Below are 26,311 nucleotides of genomic sequence, written 5' to 3' on the forward strand. Positions count from 1 at the left end.
TTTGGTAGTTAATTTCATTCTACCATTGGAGGATCAGTTTACACAAAATTATTTACACTCGGACTAACTGCTTTCTATATATATTCTTTTCGTTCATCACGCGTATATTATCATAATAACGATTAATCTCTTCTAAATAAATCTCTTGTATATACTTTATCTTCTACATCATCTAAACAGCTGTCATACCTATTAGCAATAATAGCTTGTGATTGTTGTTTAAATTCGTTTAAATTATTTACTACTCTACTTCCAAAGAAAGTTTCACCATCTTTTAAAGTTGGCTCATAAATAATAACTTCAGCACCTTTTGCTTTAATACGTTTCATTACACCTTGAATTGATGATTGTCTAAAGTTATCACTATTAGATTTCATAGTTAATCTATATACACCAATAACTACATTATGTTCTTTTGATTCATCCCATGAGTCATTAGCTTCATATGCTCCAGCAATTTCTAATACTCTATCAGCGATGAAATCTTTTCTGGTTCTATTACTAGCAACTATCGCACTCATCATTTCTTGAGGAACATCCTGATAGTTAGCTACTAATTGTTTAGTATCCTTTGGTAAACAATAACCACCATATCCAAATGATGGATTATTATAATGAGAACCAATTCTAGGATCTAGACATACACCATTAATAATATTTTGGGTATCTAATCCTTTCATTTCTGCATATGTATCTAATTCATTAAAGTATGACACTCTTAAAGCTAAATATGTATTAGCGAATAGTTTAACTGCCTCTGCTTCTGTATATCCCATAATTAATGTATCGATATCTTCTTTAATAGCGCCTTCTTGTAGTAAACCTGCAAAAGTGTTTGCAGCTTCTACTAATCTAGGATCATTCATATCTGTTCCAACAATAATTCTAGATGGATAAAGATTATCATATAACGCTTTTGATTCTCTTAAAAATTCAGGAGAGAAGATAATATTCTTAGATCCTGTTTTTTCTCTAATACTTTGAGTATATCCTACAGGGATAGTACTCTTAATAATCATGACAGCTTCTGGGTTATATTCTATGACTAATTTGATTACTGCTTCCACTGCACTAGTATCAAAGAAGTTCTTCTTTGAATCATAGTTTGTAGGAGCTGCAATTACAACAAAATCTGCATCTTTATATGCTGCTTCTGCATCCAATGTAGCTGTCAGATTCAGTTCTTTTTCCCTTAAGTATTTCTCAATATACTCATCATGAATCGGACTGATTCTTTTATTAATCTTCTCAACTTTCTCTGGAATAATATCTACTGCCATTACCTCATGATTTTGAGATAAAAGTGTGGCAATAGATAATCCCACATATCCTGTTCCTGCTACTGCTATCTTCATTTTAATCTCCTATTGTCATTTATATCTTATGTTTACTCATTTATAGTTTTTAAATATTTCTTAAATCGTCTCTTTCTTGACATATACTTACTTTTAAAATTTGTTGCTTGTGAAATGTGCTTCCCATTTCAGCTATAACAAGAATTTTCTACAATAGATAGTGTTTCTTATCATATCATTTTATTATATTTTCCAAATCCATTAAATAAATTTTCTTATTAAATGTTTATCTTTCTGTCTCGATTCATTAATAATATGCCATTCAGAAAAGCCCAACTTTTCATACATATGTAATGCTGAACTATTTTCTGAATCCGCATACAAATGTACTTCCAACATTCCCGCGCTTTTCGCTTTTTTTAGAAAGCCCTGTACAGCTACTTTTCCGTATCCCTTATTGGAATACTCTGGGAGCACCGCTACTACCGAGATGTATCCACGTCGATTTTGCAGGTCATTTGCGTATCCCGCACACATTGCAACAATCCGATTCTGTTCTTTAACATAGGAAATCGTTCCATATTTTTCCAGTTTTGAAGAAAGAACAGAAAGTGATTCTTTGTCTGATAGCGAAATCGGGAAAAGATTATCAATTCGTGTCAGAAATTGATAGAGTTCTGTGCCCCCCCCCGAAAGATTTTCGAGTTTTTTTAGCATATAGTACGAAGTATCCGAAGCATCACCAATCACTTTATATCCGAACTTGCTGTACAATTTTCGAGCTACCAAATTATGCTTTCTTACTTCAAGTTTCACATAATTCATTTTATTCTTAATTGCATAATCTTCAAATTCAGATAGTAGCGAAGATGCCAATCTTTTTCCTTGATATTCTTCTGCCACTGCAAGCATCGACAGATAGACTGTCCGTGTCGTTTCATCATTAAAATATCCTGCAATGATGGATATAGGCTTCCCCATATCATAATGAATCCATACCTTCCCATATTGTGCCAGTTTTTCGGAATACTGAGAGATATTAATTTTTCTGTCTGTCAGTGATGGCACCAATCTCTTCTCCAAACGTATAACCGCTTCTTCTACGGCTTCTTTATTAGAAGCTTCAGTCAGTCTAATTCCATTCATATAATCGAAAAACAGGGGGGTTCCGCCCGTATGGATAAAGAGTATTTTCTTACCAACTATTTTATTTTTCTTGATATACTCTCGCATTCCCCAGAATGCCTTACCTGTATATGTTGGATCTAGCGGCATTCCATTACAAGTCAATTGTTGATGAATGGTCTTTTCAATCTGACGATTATACGTGCCATAACCATTGCACAAATATTCGTCCTGCACATTTATTTCGCCGTAATCAATTTTCTGAACTCTAGTACTGAAGCACTCTAATGAATTCTTTAAAACACTCGTTTCCTGCATAGAACTTCTTGCAACCGAAATACCAACGATTTTCTCGTCCCCTCCATGTATTGCCTTGCCTGCAAGGAGTCCCCCTTGAGTCATACCCGTTCCTGTCGCTAAAAAAATATAATCAAATTGTGCCTTTATATCTTCATAAACTTTCACATACGCTAACAGCGGTATGTGCTCGTTTCCTTTTCCCGTTGAATCGCCATAAATATAATATGGATTTAGGCCTTTATCTCGTAGTTCCTTAAGCACTCGTTCGACAGATGCTTTTACATTTGTTTTTCGACAATAATGGAACTCAGCATTACACGCCAATGCCATCTTACTGTTATATGTATCAATGTGTGTGCCATCTTCATCTGCTGGAGATATGATATGACATGGAATTTCAAGCTGATAGCAGAGATTTGCCAATGCTCTACTCAAATTAGACCTTGAATTTCCATATCCTACAATACAATCCTTGCCTTGATTTTTCATATCTGCAATAAATTCCAAAGCGATTCTCACTTTATTTCCACCAAACGAAAATGGAAGCAAATCATCTCTCTTGATATAAATCTTATTATCTTTATCTGGAATTTGAACAACCGGTGTTTTATATTGCATCAGCTTAAACTCATCCTGCATACTTATCCCCTTCCATTTTATATTTCTGTAATGTAAATTTCTTTATATCCTGTAATACCTGTTCTAGCAGAGATGGTTTCTTTATCTACAGGCTCACCCTTGGCCCATTCAACAATTGCTTTCGGCAAATTACAACCGCCCATGTGCGAAAACGGATATCCGCCACCAAATCTAGCGTTCATTTCCAAAACATATGGAACACCATTTACCAAGAATATATCACAATCCATATTAGCAATGTGTTTTGTAATTTTTCCCAGACGAACTAATGTCTCCTTGATGCTTGGTTCATCAACTAATTGTGCAATATCGGTTTCTCCGGATCGCATGGCCAACTTCTTTCTTATAATCACATTCTGTGTTTCTCCGTTCAGATCATTGATTATATCTGCTCCATATTCCTGACCTATTAGGCATTCCTGATAAATGACCTTATCATTAGTCACTGCAGACTCATATTTTAAATATGAATTTGCTATATCTTCATTTGCTTTCTTTGTCAAATAGCGCAGATCTTCTTCGTCATAAGCAATTGCAACTGAGATAGAACCACATCCATATCGTGGTTTCACTACAACCGGATACGACAATTTTCTCTCCGAAATCTTTTCAATAACCTCATTCATATCCAAAAAAGACATAGGCGCATGAAAACCATTATCTATCAGAAATTTATAAGTTTTCCACTTGTCATTGCATACTTCTATAATGATTGGATCTGATACAATTACCTTAGTACCGATTTTCTCAAACTGCTTTTTATGCTTTGCCAGCATAAGAAGATCAATATCAAATAGCGAAATAACAATATCAATTCTATTTTCTTTACAATACTCCAACAAAAACAGAATATAGTTGCTATCGTAAATCAATGGCGAAATAACCTTTTCATCTGCATATTTGAATGTAATAGATTTATCATCTGAATTACAAACAAAAACTTTTCCATCATTTCCGAGTACTTCTTTAAAATATTTAACCAAATAGGCACGTCTACCTACAGATGTTAGCATAACATTCATTCTTATTACATTACCTCCAAATTACATCACAAATTCTATCCACTTCTTCCAAAGCCAAATCCGCATACAAAGGAAGTGTCAAAACCCTCAACGCTATGTGTTGTGCAATCGGTGTTTTTTCCGTACCTGCAGTCGGATAGTTACGATAACACTCAAAACTATTCGTTAACGGATAGAAATATTTTCTTGCTCCAATACCAACTTCCGCCAGTTTTTCAAATACTTCATTTCTAGTGTACTTATAACCATCAAAAACAACTGGAAAGTAGGCATAGTTACTTTCCACATCCTTCTGGATAGTAGAAAGTTTGATACCTTCCACCCCCTCCAACCGACTTCTGTAGTGTTCTACTATTTTCTTACGCTTCTCAATTTCGGTATTCAAATGTTTCAGGTTACAAATTCCCATCGCCGCCTGAAATTCATTCATCTTTGCATTTCCACCAACAAACTCCACAGCCTCTGGTCCATGAATACCAAAATTTTTCATATCGTTCAAAAGCTGCACCCACGCATCATTCTTAAAGCACACACAGCCACCCTCAATAGTATTAAACACCTTTGTAGCATGGAAGCTAAACATAGAAGCTTCGCCAAAACAAGCTGAGGATATCCCTTTATATTTTACAGCAAAAGCGTGTGCAGCATCATAGATGACTTTTAAGCCATATTTTTTAGCAATACGGTCTATTTCTTCCACATCACACATATTGCCATAGACATGTACCGGAACAATGGCAACAGTATTATCTGTAATCAACTTTTCAAGTTTCTGCGTATCAATCGTATAGTCATCTTCTTTAATATCACAAAAAACAGGGACTAATCCATTTCTTACAATGGCGTGTGTCGTTGATGCAAAGGTAAACGGAGTAGTAATTACTTCCCCGCCTTTCGGAAGATTTAGTGCCGCAATCGCATTTTCCAATGCTAGATGCCCATTTGTATACAATGCTACATGTGGAATGTCCAGATATTTCTCTAGCTCTTTCTGCAACTCTTTGTGTTTGCTCCCCATATTAGTAAGCCAATGACTATCCCAAATATCTTTGATTTCATCACAATATTCATCAAAAGGCGGCATAGAAGATCTTGTAACCAGTATATTATTCATATGTATTTCCCTCTCTTTATTTATCACTAAAATCTGCTAACAACTTATTCCAATTCTTTATTCTTTCTTCTGTCGAAATAATACATAAATCAGAAGTATAATTTGCCGGATATTTCATTGGCTTTGAAAATTCTTCAAAAGAAATCTTTCCTATATCCGAAATTTTTTTATAATCATTATTTTCACTTTCAAGTGCCTTCGCAATTACACCATTTTCGTTTAAATATACAGTTTTATTAAAAAATAATATTATCCCTAAATTTCCTAATGCATAAGATGTATATCCATCAAAAATCGCAATATCTATTGTCGACAGAAACTCCGCATATTCTGAGAATTTCATGAATTGCTTTATAATCACGATATTTCCCTTAGAATTTTCTTTCACATAATTTTCTACATTTTGAATGTATTTTTTTTCTCCATATGATAAAGGGATAAATATATCAAAGTTTTCTGAATTATATTTACTCAGCCGTTTTAAAATCTCTATATGATTATTTTCTTCTGTACCTCTATGACCTAATAATACTCTTTTCTTATATCTTTTATTAATATCATTTTCTATGTCTAACTTTTGTTTAAGTTTGTTTACTGTATCATAATATTCATTAGATGCATATGATAAACGATAATACTTTGTATCCTTTTTTAATATTCTGGATAAATCAATAATATCTGTTATATTCGCAATTCCTATTGCAGCAAATTCAGAAAAACTCTTTTTTAATATATATTTTTTTACTTTGAGTTTTAAACTTTCTCCAAATGTTTTCGAATTTTCATCATATTGCAGTATTCTCATACCTCCCCAATATCTATAAACAACTTTATTTTTTATCTTCTTAGGAGTTAATAAAATCCTATACAATTCTTCACCGCTATGTGAAATAATCAGATGGCAATGTTTATAATATACTTTATATAAATTTTTATTCGATTCATCTAATAACACATTAGAATACTGTTTCAAATCATCAAAAACATTTTTATACGGTGTAACAAATAAATGCTGATTTATTTCAAATCCATTTTCAGGATTTGAAATAAAATCTAACAGCAACTTACTAAATTTTGTATCATGTCCATACATTAAATGTATATACTTATAGTAGAATTTTTTATTATTTCTCATATCTAATCCTTTATTCTTTCTTCTTATTCAACAATCCTCTAATTATTCCACAGCAATAATCAAAAGATTCAATCTTGAATATAGCAGCTCCCGCAATATAAATTATTCCTCCCAACGGAATCTGTATAAACAAACTAATTATAGGTGATAATTCTAACCAATTAATACTACATACCACAATCCCCATAACTCCTGCTAATAATATATTGGGGAATAAATCTCTTAATTGATCTCGTGTTCCATAATTTAAATATTTTTTATTCGGAAAAGAATTAATAAATAAATTTAATATCGTGCAAACCAACATAGAAAAAGCAATATATATTGGACCAAACCACATTGACACAAGTAATCCAACTAAGCCTATAACAATTTCCAGTATGTCAATTATTAAAAATACTCCACTTTTACCTATGGCTTTTATAGCATTTAGATTTGCTGTTTGGATTGGTGCAAACAAATACATAATGCAAAACATCTGCAAATATGGTACACATGCTATCCATTTATCTGTAAGTATTAACAAGACAACTGATTTGCTTACACACGCCATGCCCACCATTAAAGGAGCCAAAATAAAACTTCCAGTTCGTATCGAACGCCGTGTCATGTTTCTTACTTCAGTAATTTCATCTTGAGCTGCTGACATAGCCGAAAAAACAACATTATCGATTGCTGTATTCAAATTTTGAACTATAATCTGAGGGAAACGATTTCCCTGATTATAGCAGGCAAGATCTGATGATGAATACATTTTTCCTATTATTAACTGTCGGCATTCATTATATATATTATTAATTAAAGATACTAACAATAATTTATATCCATAAGACAACAACCCTTTTAATCGTTTCCAAGAAAAAAGAAGTTTTGGTCTCCATTTTACAGTAAACCAAAGTATTATTGTATCCATCAATAAATTAGTTATATTCTGAATAATGAGTGCCCACGCTCCCTTTCCCAATATAGCTAAGGCAATTCCAATAATACTTGCAGTTAATGTGCCACCTAATGTGGAAAAAAAGAACTTTTTAAACATCATATTTTTGGAAACATAAGCCTGTTGAACATTTTTTATACCAGAAATAATTAAGGTCAAACTAAGCACTCTAATCATCGGAACAATCTCTGGCTTATTATAAAATCTTGAAATAGCTGGTGCTGATACGAACATTATTATGTATAACAAACAACATATCAAAACATTAAAATAAAATACTGATGAGAAATCTACATCATCTGCATTTTTCTTTTGTATTAATGAATTCGCTAACCCACTGTCCACAAAAACATTCAAAACTGCTGTAAAAATTGTTATTAATGCAACTGTTCCATATGCTTCTGGGTCTAATAACCTTGCTAAAATTAAAGAAACAACAAGAGTTACTCCTTGCGCCCCAAATCGCTCAAGCAATCTCCACATTAAATTTGTATATACTGTTTTTGATTTATTCTTCATTGTCAAACCTCTTGTCTTTTCTTAATGATATTGATATTACCAATACTGTTGCTACCCAGAACTTACCCTCAACTAAGTAACTTCCAGAAATAACATATCGTGCCAACATGGATATTATAATAAAAATCATCACTTCTCTTTTTTCTGGTTTCGAAGTTAAAATTCCCTTTAATAATAGTAATGCATATGTGCCTATCAATATAGATCCAATAATCCATCCAAAACTCATTATTAATTCATAAAATATATTATGAGGATAAGCGAATCCTGCACAATACTGTCTATCACCAAAAAATCCACTTATTTCTAATCCCATGGTTGACATTCTGTTCAAACAAGCTTGGTAAAGAATATCTCTGGTATTTGATTCTAAAAGTTGTCCTGATAATAGATTCTTTAAAAGATAAGAATCTTTAAACGCATCCATCTTCACAAGCATTTCTGCAATCGCGTTTATATTACTACTTATTATCCAAACAATTAAAAGAAGAATTATTAAACTAATAATTTTTAATGATAATGTTAAATCATTTCTTAAGATTTCAAAAACAATAATATACACAAATGCAAATCCAACAGCAGCACGTGCACCAAAAACTAAAATCGACACCATTCCAGCAGCAAAAAAAATGCAAGCTATTAACTTTTCCTTAAATTCTTTTTTTATACGTGCAGTTCTATAAAAATTACATACAAATGGAAGTAACGCATATGAAAATCCCATATATACTAAATACTTTTCATAATCCAGAAATAATAATATAAATACAGCTAAAAATATCGCTATCTTTCCCGGTTTAATCAAAGCCTCAAAGAAAAGATCCCACCGTCTTATTTTTCTAATCGAAAATATAGCCAACAAGATAAAAAATAAATACACTATTAGCATTTCTTGTGATATTAATTCTGCTCTAGTGTTTTCAAACCAGAAATAATTCACTCCAAAAGGAAATAACACTAAAAAATACAGTATTATGTCATTTAATATTTCATGTACTGTCACAATTTTAATAAGCTTAATAATAATAACAATTAACGACAATCCATAAAGTGCCATTGTAATAACCGATGAACCGGACATTCCAAATTGTTGAACAATGACGCTCAAAAAATCAATTAATATCGGCATCAACAAAATAAAACCTAAGTTATCTAAATGAATTTTTTGTTTATAATCATCATATGTTAATACGTCCATTAACTACCTCCTCAATAACTTAAGTGCCCCTCTTTTTTCAACCTCTATTTTAAATCTCATAATTATTAAAGCCATCTTTATATGATTTTTTCTTATTAACATCAGTACTATACGTTGGTACCGTCCTAATGTATTTGGAATATCAATATCTAAAACCTCCGCTTTTTCTACTTGCTTTCTTATCCATGGAATTCTGTCAATTGACTTCATATGCATTTTAGGAGAGTATGACATCTCAAGTGATTTTATCACATTACAAATGTATTCATGTTCAATTATCGTTTTCGTTTTCTTATCTTTTTTATTCCAAGTCAATATCGTTTCTTTTTTAGTATTATATAATCCCATTACAGCATCAATATAATCCACTGGATACTTATCCCACTCTTTTTTCAAATCATTCAAATTATGAATATATAGAATTGGTTGAATAAAATGTATATTATTGCAAAAACACATATATCGACTTATAAATCCCTCATCTTGGTGGCGTCTTAAAGGTGGATACTCAATAGAATGCATTTTTATTAGAGACAAATCAAAAAATTTATTCCATGGTGCTCCTTGAATTCCGTACTTTCTTGTTGAGGCAACATAATTGGAATAATCTTGCCGAACATCCTCCCCCTTCTTTTCCATTTCAGGATACTGTTTCAAAAGTACTGTATTACCATTTTTATCTAAACTTTTATATCCAAAAACAACTAAATCATATTTTCCTTTTTGCATTCCAGCTACTAACATAGATATTGCATTTTCTTCAAGTTGATCATCAGCATCTGGAAAATATATATACTGTCCTTTTGCATTTTCAATTCCTGTATTTCGTGCCGGCCCTGATCCTCTATTTTCTGTATGATATACACGAATTCTATTATCTTTATCTTTTAGTTTATTACATTTCTCAAGACTATTATCTTTTGACCCATCATCAACTAATAATATTTCAATATTAGCATAATCCTGCTTTAATAATGAATTGACACATATCTCTATACTATTTCCCATGTTATACACAGGCACAACAATACTTACTAATTCTTCCATTACATTTTTTTCCTTTTTATAAATTTCCTATATTCTTTATTTTCCGCTGCTTCAAATGCTTCTCTTTTTTTCATAGCATAACATTTTCCTTTAACTTCTAAACTATTCCAATTTCCTATTTTTTTGCAGGATTTCCACCTATAATTATATTTTCTTCATTAAAACTGTTACACACTACACTTCCACTCGCAACAATTATATTATTAGCTAATGTTACCCCATACAGCACTGTTACATTTTGCCCTAGGAAACAATTATTTCCAATTTCAACATACCCAAATAAATTGGCATATCTTGTATCTATTTTCGATATGCTATTATCATGTGTAACAAAAGTCACATTTCCTGCAATTGTAACATTATCCCCTATGGAGATTAAATATGGTTCGGAAGTCATAATATTGCAACATATATTACACCCTCCCCCAATTTTCATCCCAGAACTTCTAAAGTATCTACTAATTACTTCCTTATCATTCCTTTTTAGTTTATACAAAAGCTTTGCGCCAAAATATCCTATATTTTTCATAATGCTCCTACTATACACTACTTTTTATTATCTTTTACATATCTGAATAATTTTCAGAAAGGTTTTCTTTAGTGCTAATCCACACGCTTTCGGACTTTTCAATACTGCTTTACAATACCCTAACCCCTGACATTTTTCTCCATTCTTCAGGCATACATAGCCCAATTCATACTTATGCATTGCGTAAATACATTTTCTTTCTTTTTCGCTTAGCGAATCCATCACAGGCTTTATAGATCTAAAAAAAGCTTTTTTATATTGTATTAACTTTTGAGCGTCTGGTCTGTTTTGTGTATCTGAAACGTCCACACAATGCAAATATTGATTTACTTCTTTTAATTTATATTTTGATGTAAAGTCTACTAAAAGCTGCAAATCTTGATGTCTCAACAAGTTTTCATCAAAATATCTAGTTGTATCAAAATAGTCATGTCTCATAAGCAATGTGCCAGTTGCAACATCTGACATAAGATTTAATATATCTTTATAAATATATCCGTCTCTATATTTCTTTGTTTTTCCTATAACATTTCCATTCTGATCATACAATGTAAACTTGCATGACACCGCTCCCCAACTATCATCAAGAGACTTTAGTTCTTTTACCTGTTCTTCCAGTTTATTCAGTTCCCACCAGTCATCATCATCCAAAAAAGCAATATACTGTCCTCTTGCCTGGCGAATACCTACATTTCTTGCAACTGCGCCATTAATATGCTTATCCTGAAGAATCAGACGGAATCTTTCATCATTCGAATATTTCTCTACTCTTTTTTTCAACAATTCCGTATATTCATCAAATGGCTCATTATCATTTACTAGTAGCAATTCTAAATTTTTATATGTTTGATTCAATACACTGTCTATTGCTCTGAGTAATTTTTCTGAACGTTTGTAAGTCGGCATAATAACACTGACAAGACCTTCTACATAATTCATGATACTTTTTTCCTCGCAAATGTTCTAAATACCCAACCTCTTAGCTTGTTAGGCATTAATTTTTGAATAATCAATCTCTTAGCTACATTTTTTATATATGTCGAATGATTAATCATCTTATTCTTCAACATATAATCCTGAAGTCCTTTTTCACTCTCAAAATACTTTGAGCCTCCACGCCTCTGATACATTTCCTCTCCAACACGAACGTTAACCAACACACTTCCTGTATTTGCAAATATAGCTCCATTTAGCCACATACGAATCCACAAATAATAATCTTCATTCCAAAACCAATCCTGATATCCTCCTGCATTTTGTACTGCTGTTTTTTTATACATGACAGATACATGGTTCATTGCACAACGTTCTTTCATATATTCTCTTATTGCTTCATTAGATACTGGAACTAAACGTTGACCAATAATATTATTTTCTTCTCCGATAAATTCTGTAATATTTCCACCTACAATATCTATTTCAGGATTTACTTGAAAATATCTTAATTGTTCTTCAAAACGGGTAGGCAAAGAAACGTCATCACTATCCATTCGTGCAATCAATTCAAATGTTGCATTTTCAACTGCAATTTTTAGTGCATTTCCTAATCCACCATTTTTTTTCAAACGAATAATCTTGAAAATGTCATATTTATTTTCATACTTACTTATAACCTCATTTAGCGAATCACTTACTGAACCGTCAACAACCAGTACAATTTCATTTGGTGTAATTGTTTGATTTTCGGTAATACTATTAAGTGCCCTATCAAAAAAAATAGGATTATCACTCTTATATACTGAAATAGCTACTGAAAAAGGTACATGATGAATTTTATCTATTTCAATATTGTCTTCCACATCCACTTCTCCTTTTAGTATTTTTTTCGCTTTTGTATGTTTTTCAATATATTCTTCTCGATCTACTTTTCCACTTTTTAGCAAATAATCACCTAAATCTTCTGCTGTTGCCATATCTCCATCTGTAATTCCTTCTTGCTTAATAAACGCAGTTTTTACAGTTTTTAATATAATGCTAAAATCTTTTAACAATGTCACATTTTCTATATACTTCAAATCCCAGTTCAATTTATCTTCCCACTTAATCGCATTTCGTCCATTTACCTGAGCTAAGCCACTCAACCCAGGTTTTGCAGTATGACGCATACGTTGTTCCTTTGTCATAAATGTAAGATCTCTGACCAACTGCGGACGTGGTCCGCAAATCGAAAGTGTCCCATTTAAAATATTAAAAGCCTCTGGAAGTTCGTCAAGACTTGTACTTCTAAGCCACTTACCAAATGAAGTTAAACGTACTTCATCTGGTAAAAGCTCTCCGTTTTCATCTCTTTCGTCTGTCATAGTACGAAATTTGTACATTTTAAAAATAGTTTCTTTTCCATCTTCTCCAATCAACCCTGGACGATCCTGCGTGAACAACACTGGGCTTCCCAGTTTGAATTTGACAAGAATTGCAACACCTATATACAACGGACTAAAACATATAATTGCTACAGACGCACAAACAACATCTATCGCTCTTTTAACATATTTTTCATAAAATCCCATTTTACGTGTCGGAATCGCTTCTATATTTTCAGCTTTATAAGTTGTTTTTTTCGCCTTCTTTTTCATAATCCAAGTTACTATCGCTGTTCCACCAATAATAGATGATGCTATAATTCCAACTATTTTTTTCTTTGACACAATAATCTCTCCCACAATATATTTCTATTCAAAGCAAGCTCTAATCACTTCAATAATTCTATCCTGCTGCTCTACTATCATTTTATTATCACTCGGCAGACATAAGCCTCTTGTAAAAATATCCATTCCTACATCAGCTACACCACCTGCAATGTAAGCATTTGATCTGGCACGTCCATTTCCATCTCTGACAACAAATGGATTCAAACGATAAATCGGCTGCATATGCATTGGTTTCCAAATCGGACGTCCTTCAGCATTAATAGATGTAATCGCCTCTAATATTTCAGTTGGACAACTTTTACCTGGCTCACTAATATATAACACACCACTATCATTGCTTACTTGCTTACACATCGCTTCCTTGTTGATTAATAAACAACTCAACCAAAAGTTTGGCTCCATAATATCTTCAATATATGGATTCATTTTTACCGGTAAATCTTTTAAACCTTCTTTATATCTTTCATAGATCGCTTTTTTTTGTGCAATGTGTTCATCAAGATACTTATATTGCCCTCTAACAACACCTGCTATTACATTTGACATTCGATAGTTATAACCAATTTCTTCATGCTGATACCATGGCGCATTTTCCCTTGACTGTGTTGACCATTTCCTTACTTTGTTTGCCGCTTCTAAATCATCAGTTAATAACATACCACCTGCTGATCCCGTAATAATTTTATTACCATTAAAGCTGATAATATTATATTTTCCAAATGTACCTGTTTGTTGCCCTTTATATGTAGCCCCTAATGATTCGGCTGCATCTTCAATTAATACTGCATTATGCTTATCACAAATATCTTTAATTTCATCTAACTTACTTGGCGTTCCATATAAATTTGCAATAACAACTACTTTGACTTCTGAATAAATTTCAAATGCTTTTTCTAACGCTTTTGGATCCATATTCCAAGTTTCATATTCACTATCAATAAACACTGGTATACCACCCTCATAAACTACTGGATTAACAGTTGCAGCAAATGTCATATCAGAGCAGAATACTTTCTTTCCTTCTAACGCACCATATCCAACCTTTGGCATACCATATACTTTGATACCCGCCAGTTTCATGGCTAAATGAAGTGCAGCAGTCCCCGCTGATAAAGCAACTGCATATTTACTTCCAATCTTTTCACAGGTAAGTTTTTCTACTTCATTGATATTTACCCCAACAGTAGACATCCAGTTAGTTTCATAAGCCTCTTTTACATATTCTAATTCTTCACCATGCATTGTTGGTGAAGATAACCATACCTTATTGTCAAAAGGTTTAAATTTCATGTTTTTTTCATCTCCCTCATCAAAATAATTTGAGTAACCAAAAAAGAACTCTTTATAGAAAAAGTCCTAATCTTAATATTAATTTCCCCTCCATAATAAAAAACTGCTTTATGCAGTTAAATTGTACAAAAAAAGAATATAGTTCCCCCCTACCCCAAGTAGAAGAAACTATATTCAAATTATTAAAATGTGCGGTAAACCAGCTACATTTATTAAATTTTACTTTTTATTTCAAGCCCAGCTAAGATATGTCGATTTAAAAACTCGATATCTAAAACCGCTATTCTGTTGTGCTTATCAATCTTAACAATATGATCTTGATAATGAATTAATGGTCCATATATAACTTTAGCTTTATTATCTTCTATAAATGCTTGGGACATTTCTAAGATACCTTCGCTATTGAGTAGTTTATTAAACATCTCGATTTCTTCATCTCTTAAAGCTGTAACTCCATCATCTTTAAGCTGCTTAATCAAACCATCTCTCTGTTCCCCTAATTCATATAACAGATTATCAAAATCACTTTGCTTCATTTCACTTCTAACAAAAATATATCCTGGAAATAACATTTTTAATGTATTTCCTTTAATATCTCGACGATAGTATTCAATCTTTGGAATAAAAGCATCAAGACCTTTTCTTCTTAGAACTGAACACAACTTATTTTCTTTTGCAACTAATGCAAATAATACATACCAGTTATCTTTCATAACAACTCCTATGTTTTACTTGTAACTTCCAAAGGAACTTTCATTGTTTTACCAAAAACATCACCAATAAAAGCAACTCTTTTATGACGATCAATTTTCTTAATCATTTCCTCTTTACCAACTAATGGTCCTTTTTGAACTATTAACTTAGAATCAGTAATAGTTCCCATTGAACGGGTTATTAAATGATCATCATTAAATAACGATTCTAAAAGTTCTTTTTCATTATTGGCTAATGATAAAACTTTTTGTTCATCACTTTGCATAATTCTCATCGTAGAATCCATATCTTTTTCTAAACTTTCAATAATCTGATAAAACTCCTGTGAATTAAATTCACTTTCAATAAAGATATAATTAGGAAACATCGGCACTTCTGCAAATACCTTCTTTCCATCTTTTTTCATTAACTTTTCAATTTTTGGTACAAAAGCAGTCATCTCAGGATGATTATTAAAATAAAGTAAAAGATCATTGATCTTATTATCATTTGCAAAAATAATATACCAATTCATCATAATCCTCCTTACAATATAAACTAACTTTTGGTCACAAAACTGTCTTATATTAAAGTACTCTACGAACAAAAAAATTCTATAGTTACGTAAGCATTTTATCATTATCGAACAAAAAATGATAGGATAAATTGTCAAAAAACACCGATAAAACTAAATTATAAATTTATTTACCAAATAATTAATGTTTTAAATAGATTTAAGTACTATTTCTAGTCATTTTTTTGGTCAAAAGAATCTAAAAGAAAGAAGAGTATAATATATGCCAAGAAGAGGAGAAAATATTTTTAGAAGAAAAGATGGCAGATGGGAAGCCCGATATGTTAAAGCAATAAGTACTAATAATAAAAAACTATATGGAAGTGTTTATGCTAGCACATATACTGAAGTAAAACAAAAAAGAAATAATATTTGTAATTCTTTAAACAAAGAAAAAGTAAATAAACAAAATATTAATTATCAGGTCTTAGGATATTATATAGTTGAATGGTTAAATGTATATCGGATTAAATTCAAAGTTCCCACCTATGTTAAATATTATAATACAATTTATAATTATTTATTACCTTATTTTAAGGAAATAAGAGTAGATCAATTAAGTACAAAACACATTGAATTATTTACTGCTTCATTATTAAAAGAAGGAAAAAATGGTAAACCACTGTCACCTAAGACAGTAAAAGATATTCTTTCTTTGTTTAAATCTATTATAAGATATATTGAATCCGAACATAATATTAATATAAATACTAAAATAATTTATCCTAAAAAACAAAGAGAAAAAGAAAAAGTACTATCTAAAGAAGAATTTATGAATTTAAATCAAATTTTACTAAAAGATATTGATCCATGTAAATTTGGGGTTTTAGTAGCTATGCAACTGGACTTAGAATCGGTGAATTATGCGCTTTGAAATGGAAAGATATTTCTTTAAATGAAAACTACATATTTGTCAATAAAACAATGCAAAGAATTAAAAATATTTATAGTGATTCCCCAAAAACAATAATAATCGAGGAAGCACCAAAAAGTTCTACTTCAAGTAGAAAGATTCCTATCCCTGGTAATCTTATTTCGCTATTTAGAATATTTCACAGTAGTGATGATTGTTATTTATTAACAGGTAGAGCAGATAGGTTTGTTGAACCACGATCTTTAGAACGAAAATTTAGAAACTATATTAAAACTGCCGGAATTAAAAAAGCTAATTTTCATATGCTAAGACACACCTTTGCGACTATGTGCATTGAAGGTGGTTTTGAAATTAAATGTCTTAGTGAAATTTTAGGTCATAGCGGTTCACAAATTACTTTAGATCGTTATGTTCATTCTTCGTTTGATCTAAAAAAAAGCTGGATCGATAAATTCTCAAATCAAAATATTACTTGTCATTAATTATGACCAAATAAAAAAGTGCTGATCCTTACGCACTTTTTTTTATAAATCGTAGAGTACTTTACTCTACGATTTTTTATTATTTTATTTGATTGACCATCAGACACATGGTGAAAAATAAGACTTGGATAAATCCAAAATTTGTGATAGTTTCTCCATATTGATTGGGAATGATTTTGTTATATATTTACTTACTTTTTCCATGATTGATTTACCTGTGTTTCTATGATTGAATCGCCATTCCTGTTCATGCAAAAATAACGGTAATGAACCTTTGGTCACACCATGATATATTCCTGTTATATTGTTCTTAATATTTCCTGATATGATATTTAGCCATTTTAATCGGTGATTATCTTCATCATAGTTTATTTTCTCTGATTTTAATGTTATGTCTTTTGATAAATCTGAAAATGTTGTTTTTCCATCTGTATTTAATATTCTTTCCTTTGATGCTTTTGCCTTCATATGGAAAAATTTGTTTATGAATTCTTTGTTATCTACGGGTATAACTGCTAATTTGATAAATCTAGGGTATTTATTTTCTTTATCTGTTGATAAAATCATGAAAACTGGCTGCTGTTCAGTTGCCATTCCTCGGTTTATTTGATGTTTTAGCTCCAATGTAAAGAGTATCTGCTTCATAAAACATACTATCAAGTATTCTTTCACTGTTGGATAAAGTCATTAAAACTCTGCATTTTTTGCATAATTTTAATGCAGTCTTATAATTGACATCTAATTCAGAAGCGAGTTCTACCGCTGAACAGCCTTTATTTGCAGAAAAGAAAAGGTACAATCCTAAGATTAGTTTGAACAAAGGAAGTTTATTATCCTGGAAAATAGTACCAGCAAATAAATAGTGTTGATGACCGCAATCAGCACACTCAAAAAGGGTTCTTTTTTCATTGAAGTAGTAATGAGTACAGCCACATTTATCGCAATAGAAACCAGTAGGCCATTTAATATTAAAGAAATATTGAACACAAGCTAAATGATCATGACTGTATTTATTAATAAGATCGATCATAGAATCCTTTTTAGGTTTACGTTTTATATGAGACATAGTTATCACCTCAAGGATATGATACCAAAGAAAAAGATAATATGAGTTATATCAAAGGTTTTTAACTCCGTTTTTTAAGGAGCTAAAATGAAATTTTCTATTTTTTATAAAAATATTTTTAATCATGTGTCATGTGGTCAATCAAATTATTTTAAACATTCATGATTATTTTATTCATATAAATAAAAAATATTGAATTTAATAGTCTCATCTTAAAGCAAAATACTAAAATATGATGCATTAAATAAAAAATATATTAATATTTTTCTATGATTAAATTAATTATTTGATAAAATATAAGTAGATATAATAGCGGGGTGATAAAAATGGAATTAACAAAAGAAATATTATTTGGTATTTTAGACGCTTATGCTTATGAAATTGTATTTGTCGATAGAAACCATATCGTTCAATATATGAATAAAACTGCTAAGCAAAGATATGGCAATAGAGTTAAAATCGGTAACAGCCTTTTTAATTGTCATAATGAAAATTAAAAAGAAAAAATAGAAAATTTTTTAAATAGAGCTGATGCTGGTGAAAATGAGATGTTTGAAGTTCTTAATGGAAAAACTGGAGAGCGGGAATTCTTTGTACCAGTAAGAAATGCTTCTGGAACGGTTATTGGTTATTTTGAAAGACACGAAGCCTTTTGGACTGAAGAAAATCCAGCTGCCCCAATAACTGAATATTGGAAATCAAAAAAATAATCAATTCCAATATAATTATATTTAGAGTCGATTGAGGACTTTTAATTTTTTCTTTTACTTATTGTCTCCTAATGACGATCGATAACTTAATAAGCTTAATATATTTACAATCAAAGGTATAACTTAAAGAAAATTCTTTAAAATTATACCTTTATTTCTTATATTTATAATTTATTTAAAAATAAAACACCTATATAACGGTGCTTTATTTCAATAATACGCGATCCGTATATTCTTGAGAAGAAGTAGAATACAAATGAATCAAGCCCTCTACGGTCATTTCTTCTCTTTCTTTGCCTTCAATCATTGCAATGATTTGTCCATCTTTCATAATCATTGTTTTATTACCATATTTCAAGGCATCCTCCATATTATGAGTAATCATCAGTGTAGTAATCTGATGCTCTTCAACAATTTTTTGTGATAATTCTAAAACCTTTAATGCCGTTTTTGGATCTAAAGCAGCTGTATGCTCGTCCAATAACAATAAATCTGGAGTTACTAAAGTTGCCATTAATAACGTCAATGCTTGTCGCTGTCCTCCAGACAACAATCCAACTTTAGAATCTAATCGTTCTTCCAAACCTAACTCTAATTCCATCAGTGCCTTTTTAAACTCTTCACGATGACGATGAGACATTAGACTTAAACTAAAATGTTTACCTCTTTGATTTGACAAATGAAGATTTTCTTCAATTGTCATATTTGGGGCTGTACCCTTTAAAGGATCTTGAAACAATCTTCCAATCCCTTTTGAGCGCTTGTACTCAGGCTCAAAAGTAATATCACGACCATTTAAAATAATATTTCCTCGTTTTGTATCAACTGCTCCAGAAATAGCTTGAAATAAAGTTGATTTACCAGCACCATTACTTCCAATGATTGTAACAAAATCCCCTTTATCAAGTGCAAGATTAATATTATTAAGGGCGACTTTTTCATTAACTGTACCTTCATTAAAAACAACTGATACATCCTTTAATTCTAACATTAATTGCGCCCCCTTTTCTTACTTCTAAATGCTCCATTAGTTGAAGCAATTGCCACAATAACAAGAACTGCTGATAACAGCTTTAAATATCCTGAAGGAAGTCCCAGCTGTAGAGCAACTGTTAGGACTGCACGATAGAAAATTGCTCCAAATACAACTGCAACTAACTGAAAAATAATTTTTTCTTTCTTTATAAATGTTGTTCCGACAATAATACTAGCTAAGCCAATTACCATCATTCCTGTTCCACTGCTAATATCTGCAAAGCTTTGATGTTGGGCAAATACAGCACCACTCATAGCGACTAAACCATTTGCTAATGCTAAACCTAAAATCTTCATTTTATCAGTATCAATAGAGCTTGCTCGAACCATATCTTCATTATCACCACAGGCTCTAAGTGATAATCCTAGCTGAGTTCTTAAGAAAAAATCTAAAATCACACAAATAACAATTACAATCAAATATATTAAAATAATTTTCCCATAAGGATCAAATGCAGTAAAACTGCTAAAAATAGTATTATTACCAAACAGTGATAAATTAGGAGTATCATTCATAATTGCTAAATTAATTGAATATAATCCAGTCATTGTTAAAATCCCAGATAAAAGCGGCATAATTTTGAATTTTGTAATTAATAGACCAGTAACTACCCCAGCTGCTGCACCAATCACAAATGAACCTATTAATCCTACATATGGCATTGAATTAATCGTAAACATCCCGCTAACAGCACATCCCAAAGCGAAACTTCCATCAACCGTTAAATCTGGCAAATTTAACACTTTATAACTGATATATAAACCAAGTGAGAGAATGGCAAAAATTCCTCCTAACTCCAGTGCTCCTAAAATAACCGTCTGATTCATAAAACTACTCCTTTATTTCTACATATGCTTTATCATTTTTAATTTCATTAGGCAAAGTAATACCTAATTGTTTTAATACTTTTGTATTTACATAAACACTTAAATTTTCTTTAAATACTTTAACTGGAATATTTTCCACTTTTTCACCTTTTAAGATTTTATCAACCATATTTGCAGTTTCTTTTCCAAGATCTTCGTAATTAATTCCAACACTTAAAAAACCACCATCTTGAACCATTGAATCAGCGCCTACATATAAAGGTACTTTTGCTTTAGCACAAGCAGGTCCTACCATATCCATTGCATTTGCTACAGTATTATCATTTGGAGCAAAGACTGCATCACATTTACTAGTTAATACATCAATTGCACTTTGCACTTCATTTACTCCAGTAACAGTTGTTTCAATCATTTCAATTCCTTTATCATCACAAAAAGCTTTTGCTTTAGCAATATTAGTAACTGAATTTACTTCACCTTTATTATAAATGACTCCTATTTTTTTCAAATCCGGATTAACTTGTAAAGCTCTTTCTAAAATCATTTCAACTTGAATCTCATCACTCGTTCCCGTAATATTTTTATCTGGTTTTTCAAGAGATGTAGTTAAACCAGCTTTAATTGGATCAGTTACCGCTGCAAAAACAACTGGTGTATCAGTTGACATTTCAGCTGCTGTTTGAGCTACAGGAGTTGCGATTGCAACTACACAATCTTTTTTACTAGATTTAAAATCTTGAATAATCGACGGAGCTGTGTTCATATCTCCTTGAGCATTTTTAAAAGTATACTTAATATTTTCACCTTCTTTATATCCCAAAGCCTCCATCTGTTCATCAAAAGCATCTTTAATTGTATTTAATGATGTATGTTCAACATATTGAATAATCGCTACCTCTTTTACATCACCATTACTACTGCTATTTCCGCATCCTGTTAAAGCTGTCATTGTTAAAGCTGATACTGCCATTAATTTAAATAGTTTATTAATTCTCATTTTTATGTTCCCCTTTTTCTTTATAGTTTTTATCTTTTAAATTATAAAGAGCTACACCATCGCTTATCTAATCTCATTTTTCTTCCCCTTTCGAAATCACATTTAAACAAAAAACACCTGTCCTAAAAGGACAGATGTTAAAATCTGCTATACCACCTTATGGTCTTTGTCAAATGCTATCACATTTTTGCTTTGTAACGTAAGCTAACGTCAAAAGATACTCAAATTACTTCTTTCCCCTTTGCCTTCATGGGTCCATTTACCAAAGTCGCATCTCTATCTAGCTTCCACCACCCTAGACTCTCTACAAGCGCGTTCGATGTTTTATCTCCCAATCACAAGTTTATCTATGAATAAAATCTATCACACATATTTCTCTTTGTCAATACGATTGAATGCAAAAGCAGACTAATTATTAGTTTTAATCTGATATAGTTTCTCTAATTCATTAATCATTTGAATTGATGTAAACCTTTTTTATTTCCTAAAAGAAGACTGGCTTTAAAAAGATAATAAAAGAATTAAACTTAAATTCCTTTCCTAAAAACATCTCAAGAGAATATTTTAAATAGACTTTTAAAAGTATTTTTAATAAATCAAGAATAAGATAAAAATTTAATGAAATAGTTGATTAAAATATAATTTATTAAAGTCTATGTATCAAATATGATAAAAAATCGACTTAAACAGTTTAAAGATCAGCTTAATTATTTCAATCACATTTACTATCTAAGACTTTTGTCAGTATAGATTTACACCTATACTATTATAATGCCTTCGATATCTGTCATCACTATTCAGTAAATATTCTACCAAATAGCAATTAACCTATAATTACAAAAAGCTCTAACGGGCAGTGCTATTACAATTAGAAAAAATATATTATTAGAACAAAAAAGTCTTCAGAATATGGATCAGATCATGAATATTATTCCCTTATTCCGTTAGAAATAACGAAACTAGAAAACTTCAAGCTTTAATAACTTATTTGGATTGCATATAAAAATACAGTGTTTTAGCAACTTACAATCAGTTAATAAGCACTGTATTTTATTTGCGACTATTAAAAGTTTGACTAATCTCCAAAAATTCACGTTTTCCTATTATATAATCATAATAAACTTCCTGCGGTGAAGTACCTGCAAAAATCTTACAAACTCCACAATTTTCACAGTCCCCATTTTTACATGCAAAAAGCTTGTTAAGATAGTTTTCTCGTTCACTTTTAGTAGTTTCTTTAATCAATTTAGCCATTTTCCTATCTCCTTAATTCAATTATAGCAAAAGCACGCAATTAATTCGCGTGCTTTGCTCTATAAAACGGCTATTAAATAACGTAAATAGATTTTTTTGAACAAATTTGCTTGTTTAAAATATGCATTTGTTTTATCTTGATAAAACTGCTCTACTATTTCAAGTTCTTCAATAGATATTTGATGTTGTGAAAAACGAGCTTTATCAATTATTGTCTTTATCTCATCACAATTAATTTTCAATTTAGTTAAATAGTAATAATAATAACAGACTTTTTGATTACTATTAGCAGCTCCTTTAAACATTCGTTTTTTACGAATTCTTGCTTGAAATAAAACTATAAAGATAAAGATCATCCCTCCTGCTAAATAATAAATATAAACAGGAATTTGAAAACTATCATTTTGAGAAATTTGTTGAATATTCGGTTTTTCTGGCTCCACTGGCTGTGGTGTTTTATCACCTTGGTTAGGTGCAGGAGTAATTGTATCAGTTGGTGTATTCGGATTTTCACTACTTGTTGGAGTCGCTTCAATTGGTATCCAGCCCAAATATTCATCATAAATTTCAACCCAAGCATGAGCATTACTATCCCTAACTATCAATTTACCAGCATTGTTCTTACTTCCCGGCACTTGATAGCCAACAACAAAACGTGCGGGATATCCCCTACTTCTTAACATTAATGCTAATGTTGAAGCATAGTGAACACAATACCCTTTCTTATTAGTATTTAAAAAATAATCAACAACATCCACATTATCAGGTGTATTTCCCGGTCTCAAGGTATAAGAAGTATTAGCCGCTAAAGCATTTGTACACTGTGTAATATAATTGAAAATATTACCATTATCAATAACATTATGCTGCTTTAAAAAATTCTCAATAATCGATTTTGTTTCCTCAGGAACTGATGTTAATTTTTCATCATCTTCATTCCCTTGTCCAAAATATTCATCGTAGTAGTCCTGTGTTCCATTACGCTCGGCTATTTCCTTTAATAATTCTCCTTTGGCTTTATAATCGATCGTTGATAATAGAGCATTAAAATCATCATTAGGTATAATCATCTCATATGTTTGAGGGTTTTTACCCTCATAGTGGTCACCATAATATGTCATATCGTCATTAATGATAAAGTATGGTGTATAATTACGTTGACTATAACCACTGATTTGATTAACTTCAATAACTTGACGAGAAGTCTTTGTAATATTTGCAATCTTCTCTAGGTTATTTTTAAACCATTCTGTTTCAACGCGACTATGAGAAGTCCCCCATTTACCATCTTCATACAAGTCATAAGCAATTCCTCGAATCTTGAAATTATTTAAAGTCACTTCACCAGCAATTGTAAAATCTAATGAGTTACGATAATGACGATCCCCTTGGCTATTGACATTGTATTCCTCTTTTATATTTCCAGGAGTTGAAATTGGTGTTCTGGCATTATCAAACAAACTATACTTTGAAGGACGATATGTACTTATTGGAAATGATATATATGTTATTGCCATGGCAACTACACTAATGATAATCATTGGTATTTTTAATATAGCCCCTTTTTGCAAAGCACCAATCAATAAAATCAAAACATATAAAACATAACATGCTAGAAAATACCATGGTGGTGTAATCGTAAATAATAATTCAATAAAAACACCTGGTAATAAAGCCAAAATAGCTAATGTATATTTTTGTTTATCAATTGCAATTACAGCTGATAAAAATAATGGGATAAAAATCAGCAAAAAAGCTAAGATACAAATTTGGGGATCATCATAAAAAATATACGTACTTTCAAAATTAAAATCATATACAGAAACTTCACGATACTTATAAATAATAATTGAAGTTATGTATGTTAAACAATCCATCGTACTAGGAATCAATAATAAGATTCCATCAGCAATAATACTCCCGATAACAAACTTCTTTTTACCTTGAATATAATTAAATCCCAAATATATTAACAAACCTACTATAATACAAGAAATAAAAATAAAATGATTGTTCGAACTAAAATTAAAAGAATAAACTAACGAGCCTACTGAACCAATAATTCCTAATAAATAAATTAATAACTTCATCAGCGGCCACCTTCCACTTTCATGATTCCATTATAGCTAATAACAAACTCATAATTATGTTTAGAAATATCTGACTGATACTCTTTATTCCATAACAAATATTTAAACATTTCGTCATATTCTTGAATACTTTTAATTTCCTTATTTGATAATAGAAAGCCAATTTGTCGTTTTAATAAAAAACCACAAAAGGTATCAAGATAACCAAAAACTAAATCATTATGATCATCATTGTCATCAAAACTAACATACAGATTAATTACTTCACCTACTAACATCGCATTATCTTTAACTAAAATATCTTGATAACGGGCACTAAGTTTCCAGTGAATATTTTTCAACTGATCCCCCTCTTGATATTTGTGAATATCATATATTTCTGTAGGATCATCTCCTTTACGATTCACAGCATAAACTTCGTCACCAACTCGTGGTAGTTGATGTGCGTACTCTTTGAAATCTAATTCTACCCTCTTTGGATAAATAGTAATTGGTATCTCATAATGGCATCTCTTTTTTATGCAAAATAGATTTAGACAATCGTATTGGTAGTATGTATTAATAATAAAATTTCTTCCCCCACAATGTTTAAATACTAAAGTTAATCCGTCTTGATTTCCCTTGATCAAATACTTTTGATCCTCAACAACAAACCTTATTGCTCCAAGCCCTAAATTATCCTTAATTATTTTAATCTTTACAAAGTCATCTTGAATAACTTTTTGATTCAAAATAGCAAAATCCAGCTTAGTAAATTTAAAACTCATAACTAAATAAAAAAGTGATAAAACTGGTAAAATCAGAATCAATAAAAGAAAATAATATGAAAAATATCCAACAAAAGCAATATAGAAAAATACCCCAAATCCAATTAATAACAAATAAGCAAGACGATAGCGAAACATAA

The 26,311-nt window shown here is 30.9% G+C and carries 26 protein-coding genes; 4 read left to right on the forward strand and 22 right to left on the reverse strand.

Features of this window, described 5'->3' with window-relative positions; translation table 11 throughout:
• Positions 1 to 122: 122 nt before the first annotated feature.
• The 14 genes from KTF99_RS09850 to KTF99_RS09915 form a co-directional block, all read right to left on the reverse strand.
• Positions 123 to 1,355, reverse strand: coding sequence for a nucleotide sugar dehydrogenase (locus KTF99_RS09850; protein WP_009010090.1), 1,233 nt, complete (start codon positions 1,353 to 1,355; stop codon positions 123 to 125).
• A 201-nt stretch (positions 1,356 to 1,556) separates the two neighbouring features.
• Complete coding sequence (locus KTF99_RS09855; RefSeq protein WP_217215547.1) at positions 1,557 to 3,359, reverse strand: GNAT family N-acetyltransferase; 1,803 nt, start codon at positions 3,357 to 3,359, stop codon at positions 1,557 to 1,559.
• A gap of 17 nt (positions 3,360 to 3,376) precedes the next feature.
• Positions 3,377 to 4,372, reverse strand: a complete 996-nt coding sequence (locus tag KTF99_RS09860; RefSeq protein ID WP_254210130.1) for an ATP-grasp domain-containing protein — start codon at positions 4,370 to 4,372, stop codon at positions 3,377 to 3,379.
• Positions 4,373 to 4,391: 19 nt separating this feature from the next.
• Complete coding sequence (locus tag KTF99_RS09865; protein ID WP_009010086.1) at positions 4,392 to 5,495, reverse strand: DegT/DnrJ/EryC1/StrS family aminotransferase; 1,104 nt, start codon at positions 5,493 to 5,495, stop codon at positions 4,392 to 4,394.
• Between the two features lie 16 nt (positions 5,496 to 5,511).
• Entirely contained in the window at positions 5,512 to 6,588 is a 1,077-nt protein-coding gene (locus tag KTF99_RS09870; RefSeq protein WP_217215548.1) for a TDP-N-acetylfucosamine:lipid II N-acetylfucosaminyltransferase, read from the reverse strand.
• A gap of 52 nt (positions 6,589 to 6,640) precedes the next feature.
• Positions 6,641 to 8,089: a lipopolysaccharide biosynthesis protein gene (locus KTF99_RS09875; RefSeq protein WP_009010084.1), complete on the reverse strand. Its 1,449-nt coding sequence runs from the start codon at positions 8,087 to 8,089 to the stop codon at positions 6,641 to 6,643.
• Positions 8,079 to 9,287 carry a hypothetical protein gene (locus tag KTF99_RS09880; RefSeq protein ID WP_009010083.1) on the reverse strand — a complete coding sequence of 403 codons (1,209 nt, stop codon included), beginning with the start codon at positions 9,285 to 9,287 and terminating at the stop codon, positions 8,079 to 8,081. Before KTF99_RS09880 ends, KTF99_RS09875 begins: the two co-directional genes overlap by 11 nt.
• A gap of 3 nt (positions 9,288 to 9,290) precedes the next feature.
• A complete protein-coding gene (locus KTF99_RS09885; RefSeq protein ID WP_020994190.1) occupies positions 9,291 to 10,334 on the reverse strand; it encodes a glycosyltransferase family 2 protein in 1,044 nt (347 codons plus the stop codon).
• Between the two features lie 115 nt (positions 10,335 to 10,449).
• Complete coding sequence (locus KTF99_RS09890; protein ID WP_051397569.1) at positions 10,450 to 10,863, reverse strand: acyltransferase; 414 nt, start codon at positions 10,861 to 10,863, stop codon at positions 10,450 to 10,452.
• Between the two features lie 27 nt (positions 10,864 to 10,890).
• The gene (locus tag KTF99_RS09895; protein WP_009009281.1) at positions 10,891 to 11,802 is read right to left on the reverse strand and encodes a glycosyltransferase family 2 protein; all 912 of its coding nucleotides are present in this window, start codon (positions 11,800 to 11,802) and stop codon (positions 10,891 to 10,893) included.
• Positions 11,799 to 13,508 (reverse strand): sugar transferase, encoded by a 1,710-nt coding sequence (locus KTF99_RS17490; RefSeq protein ID WP_009009280.1) that lies wholly within the window; start codon positions 13,506 to 13,508, stop codon positions 11,799 to 11,801. Before KTF99_RS17490 ends, KTF99_RS09895 begins: the two co-directional genes overlap by 4 nt.
• Before the next feature lie 24 nt (positions 13,509 to 13,532).
• Positions 13,533 to 14,801: a DegT/DnrJ/EryC1/StrS family aminotransferase gene (locus KTF99_RS09905; RefSeq protein WP_009009279.1), complete on the reverse strand. Its 1,269-nt coding sequence runs from the start codon at positions 14,799 to 14,801 to the stop codon at positions 13,533 to 13,535.
• 212 nt (positions 14,802 to 15,013) lie between these two features.
• A complete protein-coding gene (locus KTF99_RS09910) occupies positions 15,014 to 15,514 on the reverse strand; it encodes a transcription termination/antitermination NusG family protein (RefSeq protein ID WP_003535892.1) in 501 nt (166 codons plus the stop codon).
• 8 nt (positions 15,515 to 15,522) lie between these two features.
• Positions 15,523 to 16,029, reverse strand: coding sequence for a transcription termination/antitermination NusG family protein (locus tag KTF99_RS09915; protein ID WP_008791227.1), 507 nt, complete (start codon positions 16,027 to 16,029; stop codon positions 15,523 to 15,525).
• Between the two features lie 262 nt (positions 16,030 to 16,291).
• Between KTF99_RS09915 and KTF99_RS17160 the strand changes: the two genes are divergently transcribed.
• Both KTF99_RS17160 and KTF99_RS17165 read left to right on the forward strand, forming a co-directional pair.
• Positions 16,292 to 16,942: a phage integrase N-terminal SAM-like domain-containing protein gene (locus KTF99_RS17160; protein ID WP_254210131.1), complete on the forward strand. Its 651-nt coding sequence runs from the start codon at positions 16,292 to 16,294 to the stop codon at positions 16,940 to 16,942.
• A complete protein-coding gene (locus tag KTF99_RS17165; protein ID WP_233524200.1) occupies positions 16,939 to 17,424 on the forward strand; it encodes a site-specific integrase in 486 nt (161 codons plus the stop codon). Before KTF99_RS17160 ends, KTF99_RS17165 begins: the two co-directional genes overlap by 4 nt.
• A 99-nt stretch (positions 17,425 to 17,523) precedes the next feature.
• Here KTF99_RS17165 and KTF99_RS09925 read toward each other — a convergent pair whose 3' ends face one another.
• Complete coding sequence (locus tag KTF99_RS09925; protein ID WP_020994187.1) at positions 17,524 to 18,018, reverse strand: transposase; 495 nt, start codon at positions 18,016 to 18,018, stop codon at positions 17,524 to 17,526.
• Positions 18,008 to 18,490: a transposase gene (locus KTF99_RS09930; protein ID WP_020994186.1), complete on the reverse strand. Its 483-nt coding sequence runs from the start codon at positions 18,488 to 18,490 to the stop codon at positions 18,008 to 18,010. The genes KTF99_RS09925 and KTF99_RS09930 overlap by 11 nt, the downstream gene beginning before the upstream one ends.
• A 326-nt stretch (positions 18,491 to 18,816) precedes the next feature.
• On the opposite strand from KTF99_RS09930, the gene KTF99_RS17170 reads away from it, so the two are divergent.
• Both KTF99_RS17170 and KTF99_RS17175 read left to right on the forward strand, forming a co-directional pair.
• Positions 18,817 to 18,987 (forward strand): hypothetical protein, encoded by a 171-nt coding sequence (locus KTF99_RS17170; RefSeq protein WP_009009275.1) that lies wholly within the window; start codon positions 18,817 to 18,819, stop codon positions 18,985 to 18,987.
• Between the two features lie 51 nt (positions 18,988 to 19,038).
• On the forward strand, positions 19,039 to 19,200 hold the full coding sequence (locus KTF99_RS17175) for a hypothetical protein (RefSeq protein WP_009009274.1): 162 nt from the start codon (positions 19,039 to 19,041) through the stop codon (positions 19,198 to 19,200).
• A gap of 205 nt (positions 19,201 to 19,405) precedes the next feature.
• Here the strand turns inward: KTF99_RS17175 and KTF99_RS09940 are convergent, their stop codons facing one another.
• From KTF99_RS09940 to KTF99_RS09965, 6 genes are all read right to left on the reverse strand, one after another.
• Positions 19,406 to 20,191, reverse strand: coding sequence for an ABC transporter ATP-binding protein (locus KTF99_RS09940; protein ID WP_003535880.1), 786 nt, complete (start codon positions 20,189 to 20,191; stop codon positions 19,406 to 19,408).
• A complete protein-coding gene (locus tag KTF99_RS09945) occupies positions 20,191 to 21,063 on the reverse strand; it encodes an ABC transporter permease (RefSeq protein ID WP_003535879.1) in 873 nt (290 codons plus the stop codon). The genes KTF99_RS09940 and KTF99_RS09945 overlap by 1 nt, the downstream gene beginning before the upstream one ends.
• Before the next feature lie 4 nt (positions 21,064 to 21,067).
• Positions 21,068 to 22,060: an ABC transporter substrate-binding protein gene (locus KTF99_RS09950; protein ID WP_003535878.1), complete on the reverse strand. Its 993-nt coding sequence runs from the start codon at positions 22,058 to 22,060 to the stop codon at positions 21,068 to 21,070.
• Between the two features lie 1,050 nt (positions 22,061 to 23,110).
• Positions 23,111 to 23,314: a hypothetical protein gene (locus tag KTF99_RS09955; protein ID WP_003535877.1), complete on the reverse strand. Its 204-nt coding sequence runs from the start codon at positions 23,312 to 23,314 to the stop codon at positions 23,111 to 23,113.
• 59 nt (positions 23,315 to 23,373) lie between these two features.
• Positions 23,374 to 25,404, reverse strand: a complete 2,031-nt coding sequence (locus tag KTF99_RS09960) for a transglutaminase-like domain-containing protein (protein ID WP_029480853.1) — start codon at positions 25,402 to 25,404, stop codon at positions 23,374 to 23,376.
• On the reverse strand, positions 25,404 to 26,309 hold the full coding sequence (locus KTF99_RS09965) for a DUF58 domain-containing protein (protein ID WP_008791222.1): 906 nt from the start codon (positions 26,307 to 26,309) through the stop codon (positions 25,404 to 25,406). The genes KTF99_RS09960 and KTF99_RS09965 overlap by 1 nt, the downstream gene beginning before the upstream one ends.
• Positions 26,310 to 26,311 lie beyond the last annotated feature (2 nt).

The organism is Erysipelatoclostridium sp. MSK.7.34, assembly GCF_019041935.1.
GTDB classification, from domain to species: Bacteria; Bacillota_I; Bacilli_A; order Erysipelotrichales; family Coprobacillaceae; genus Thomasclavelia; species Thomasclavelia ramosa.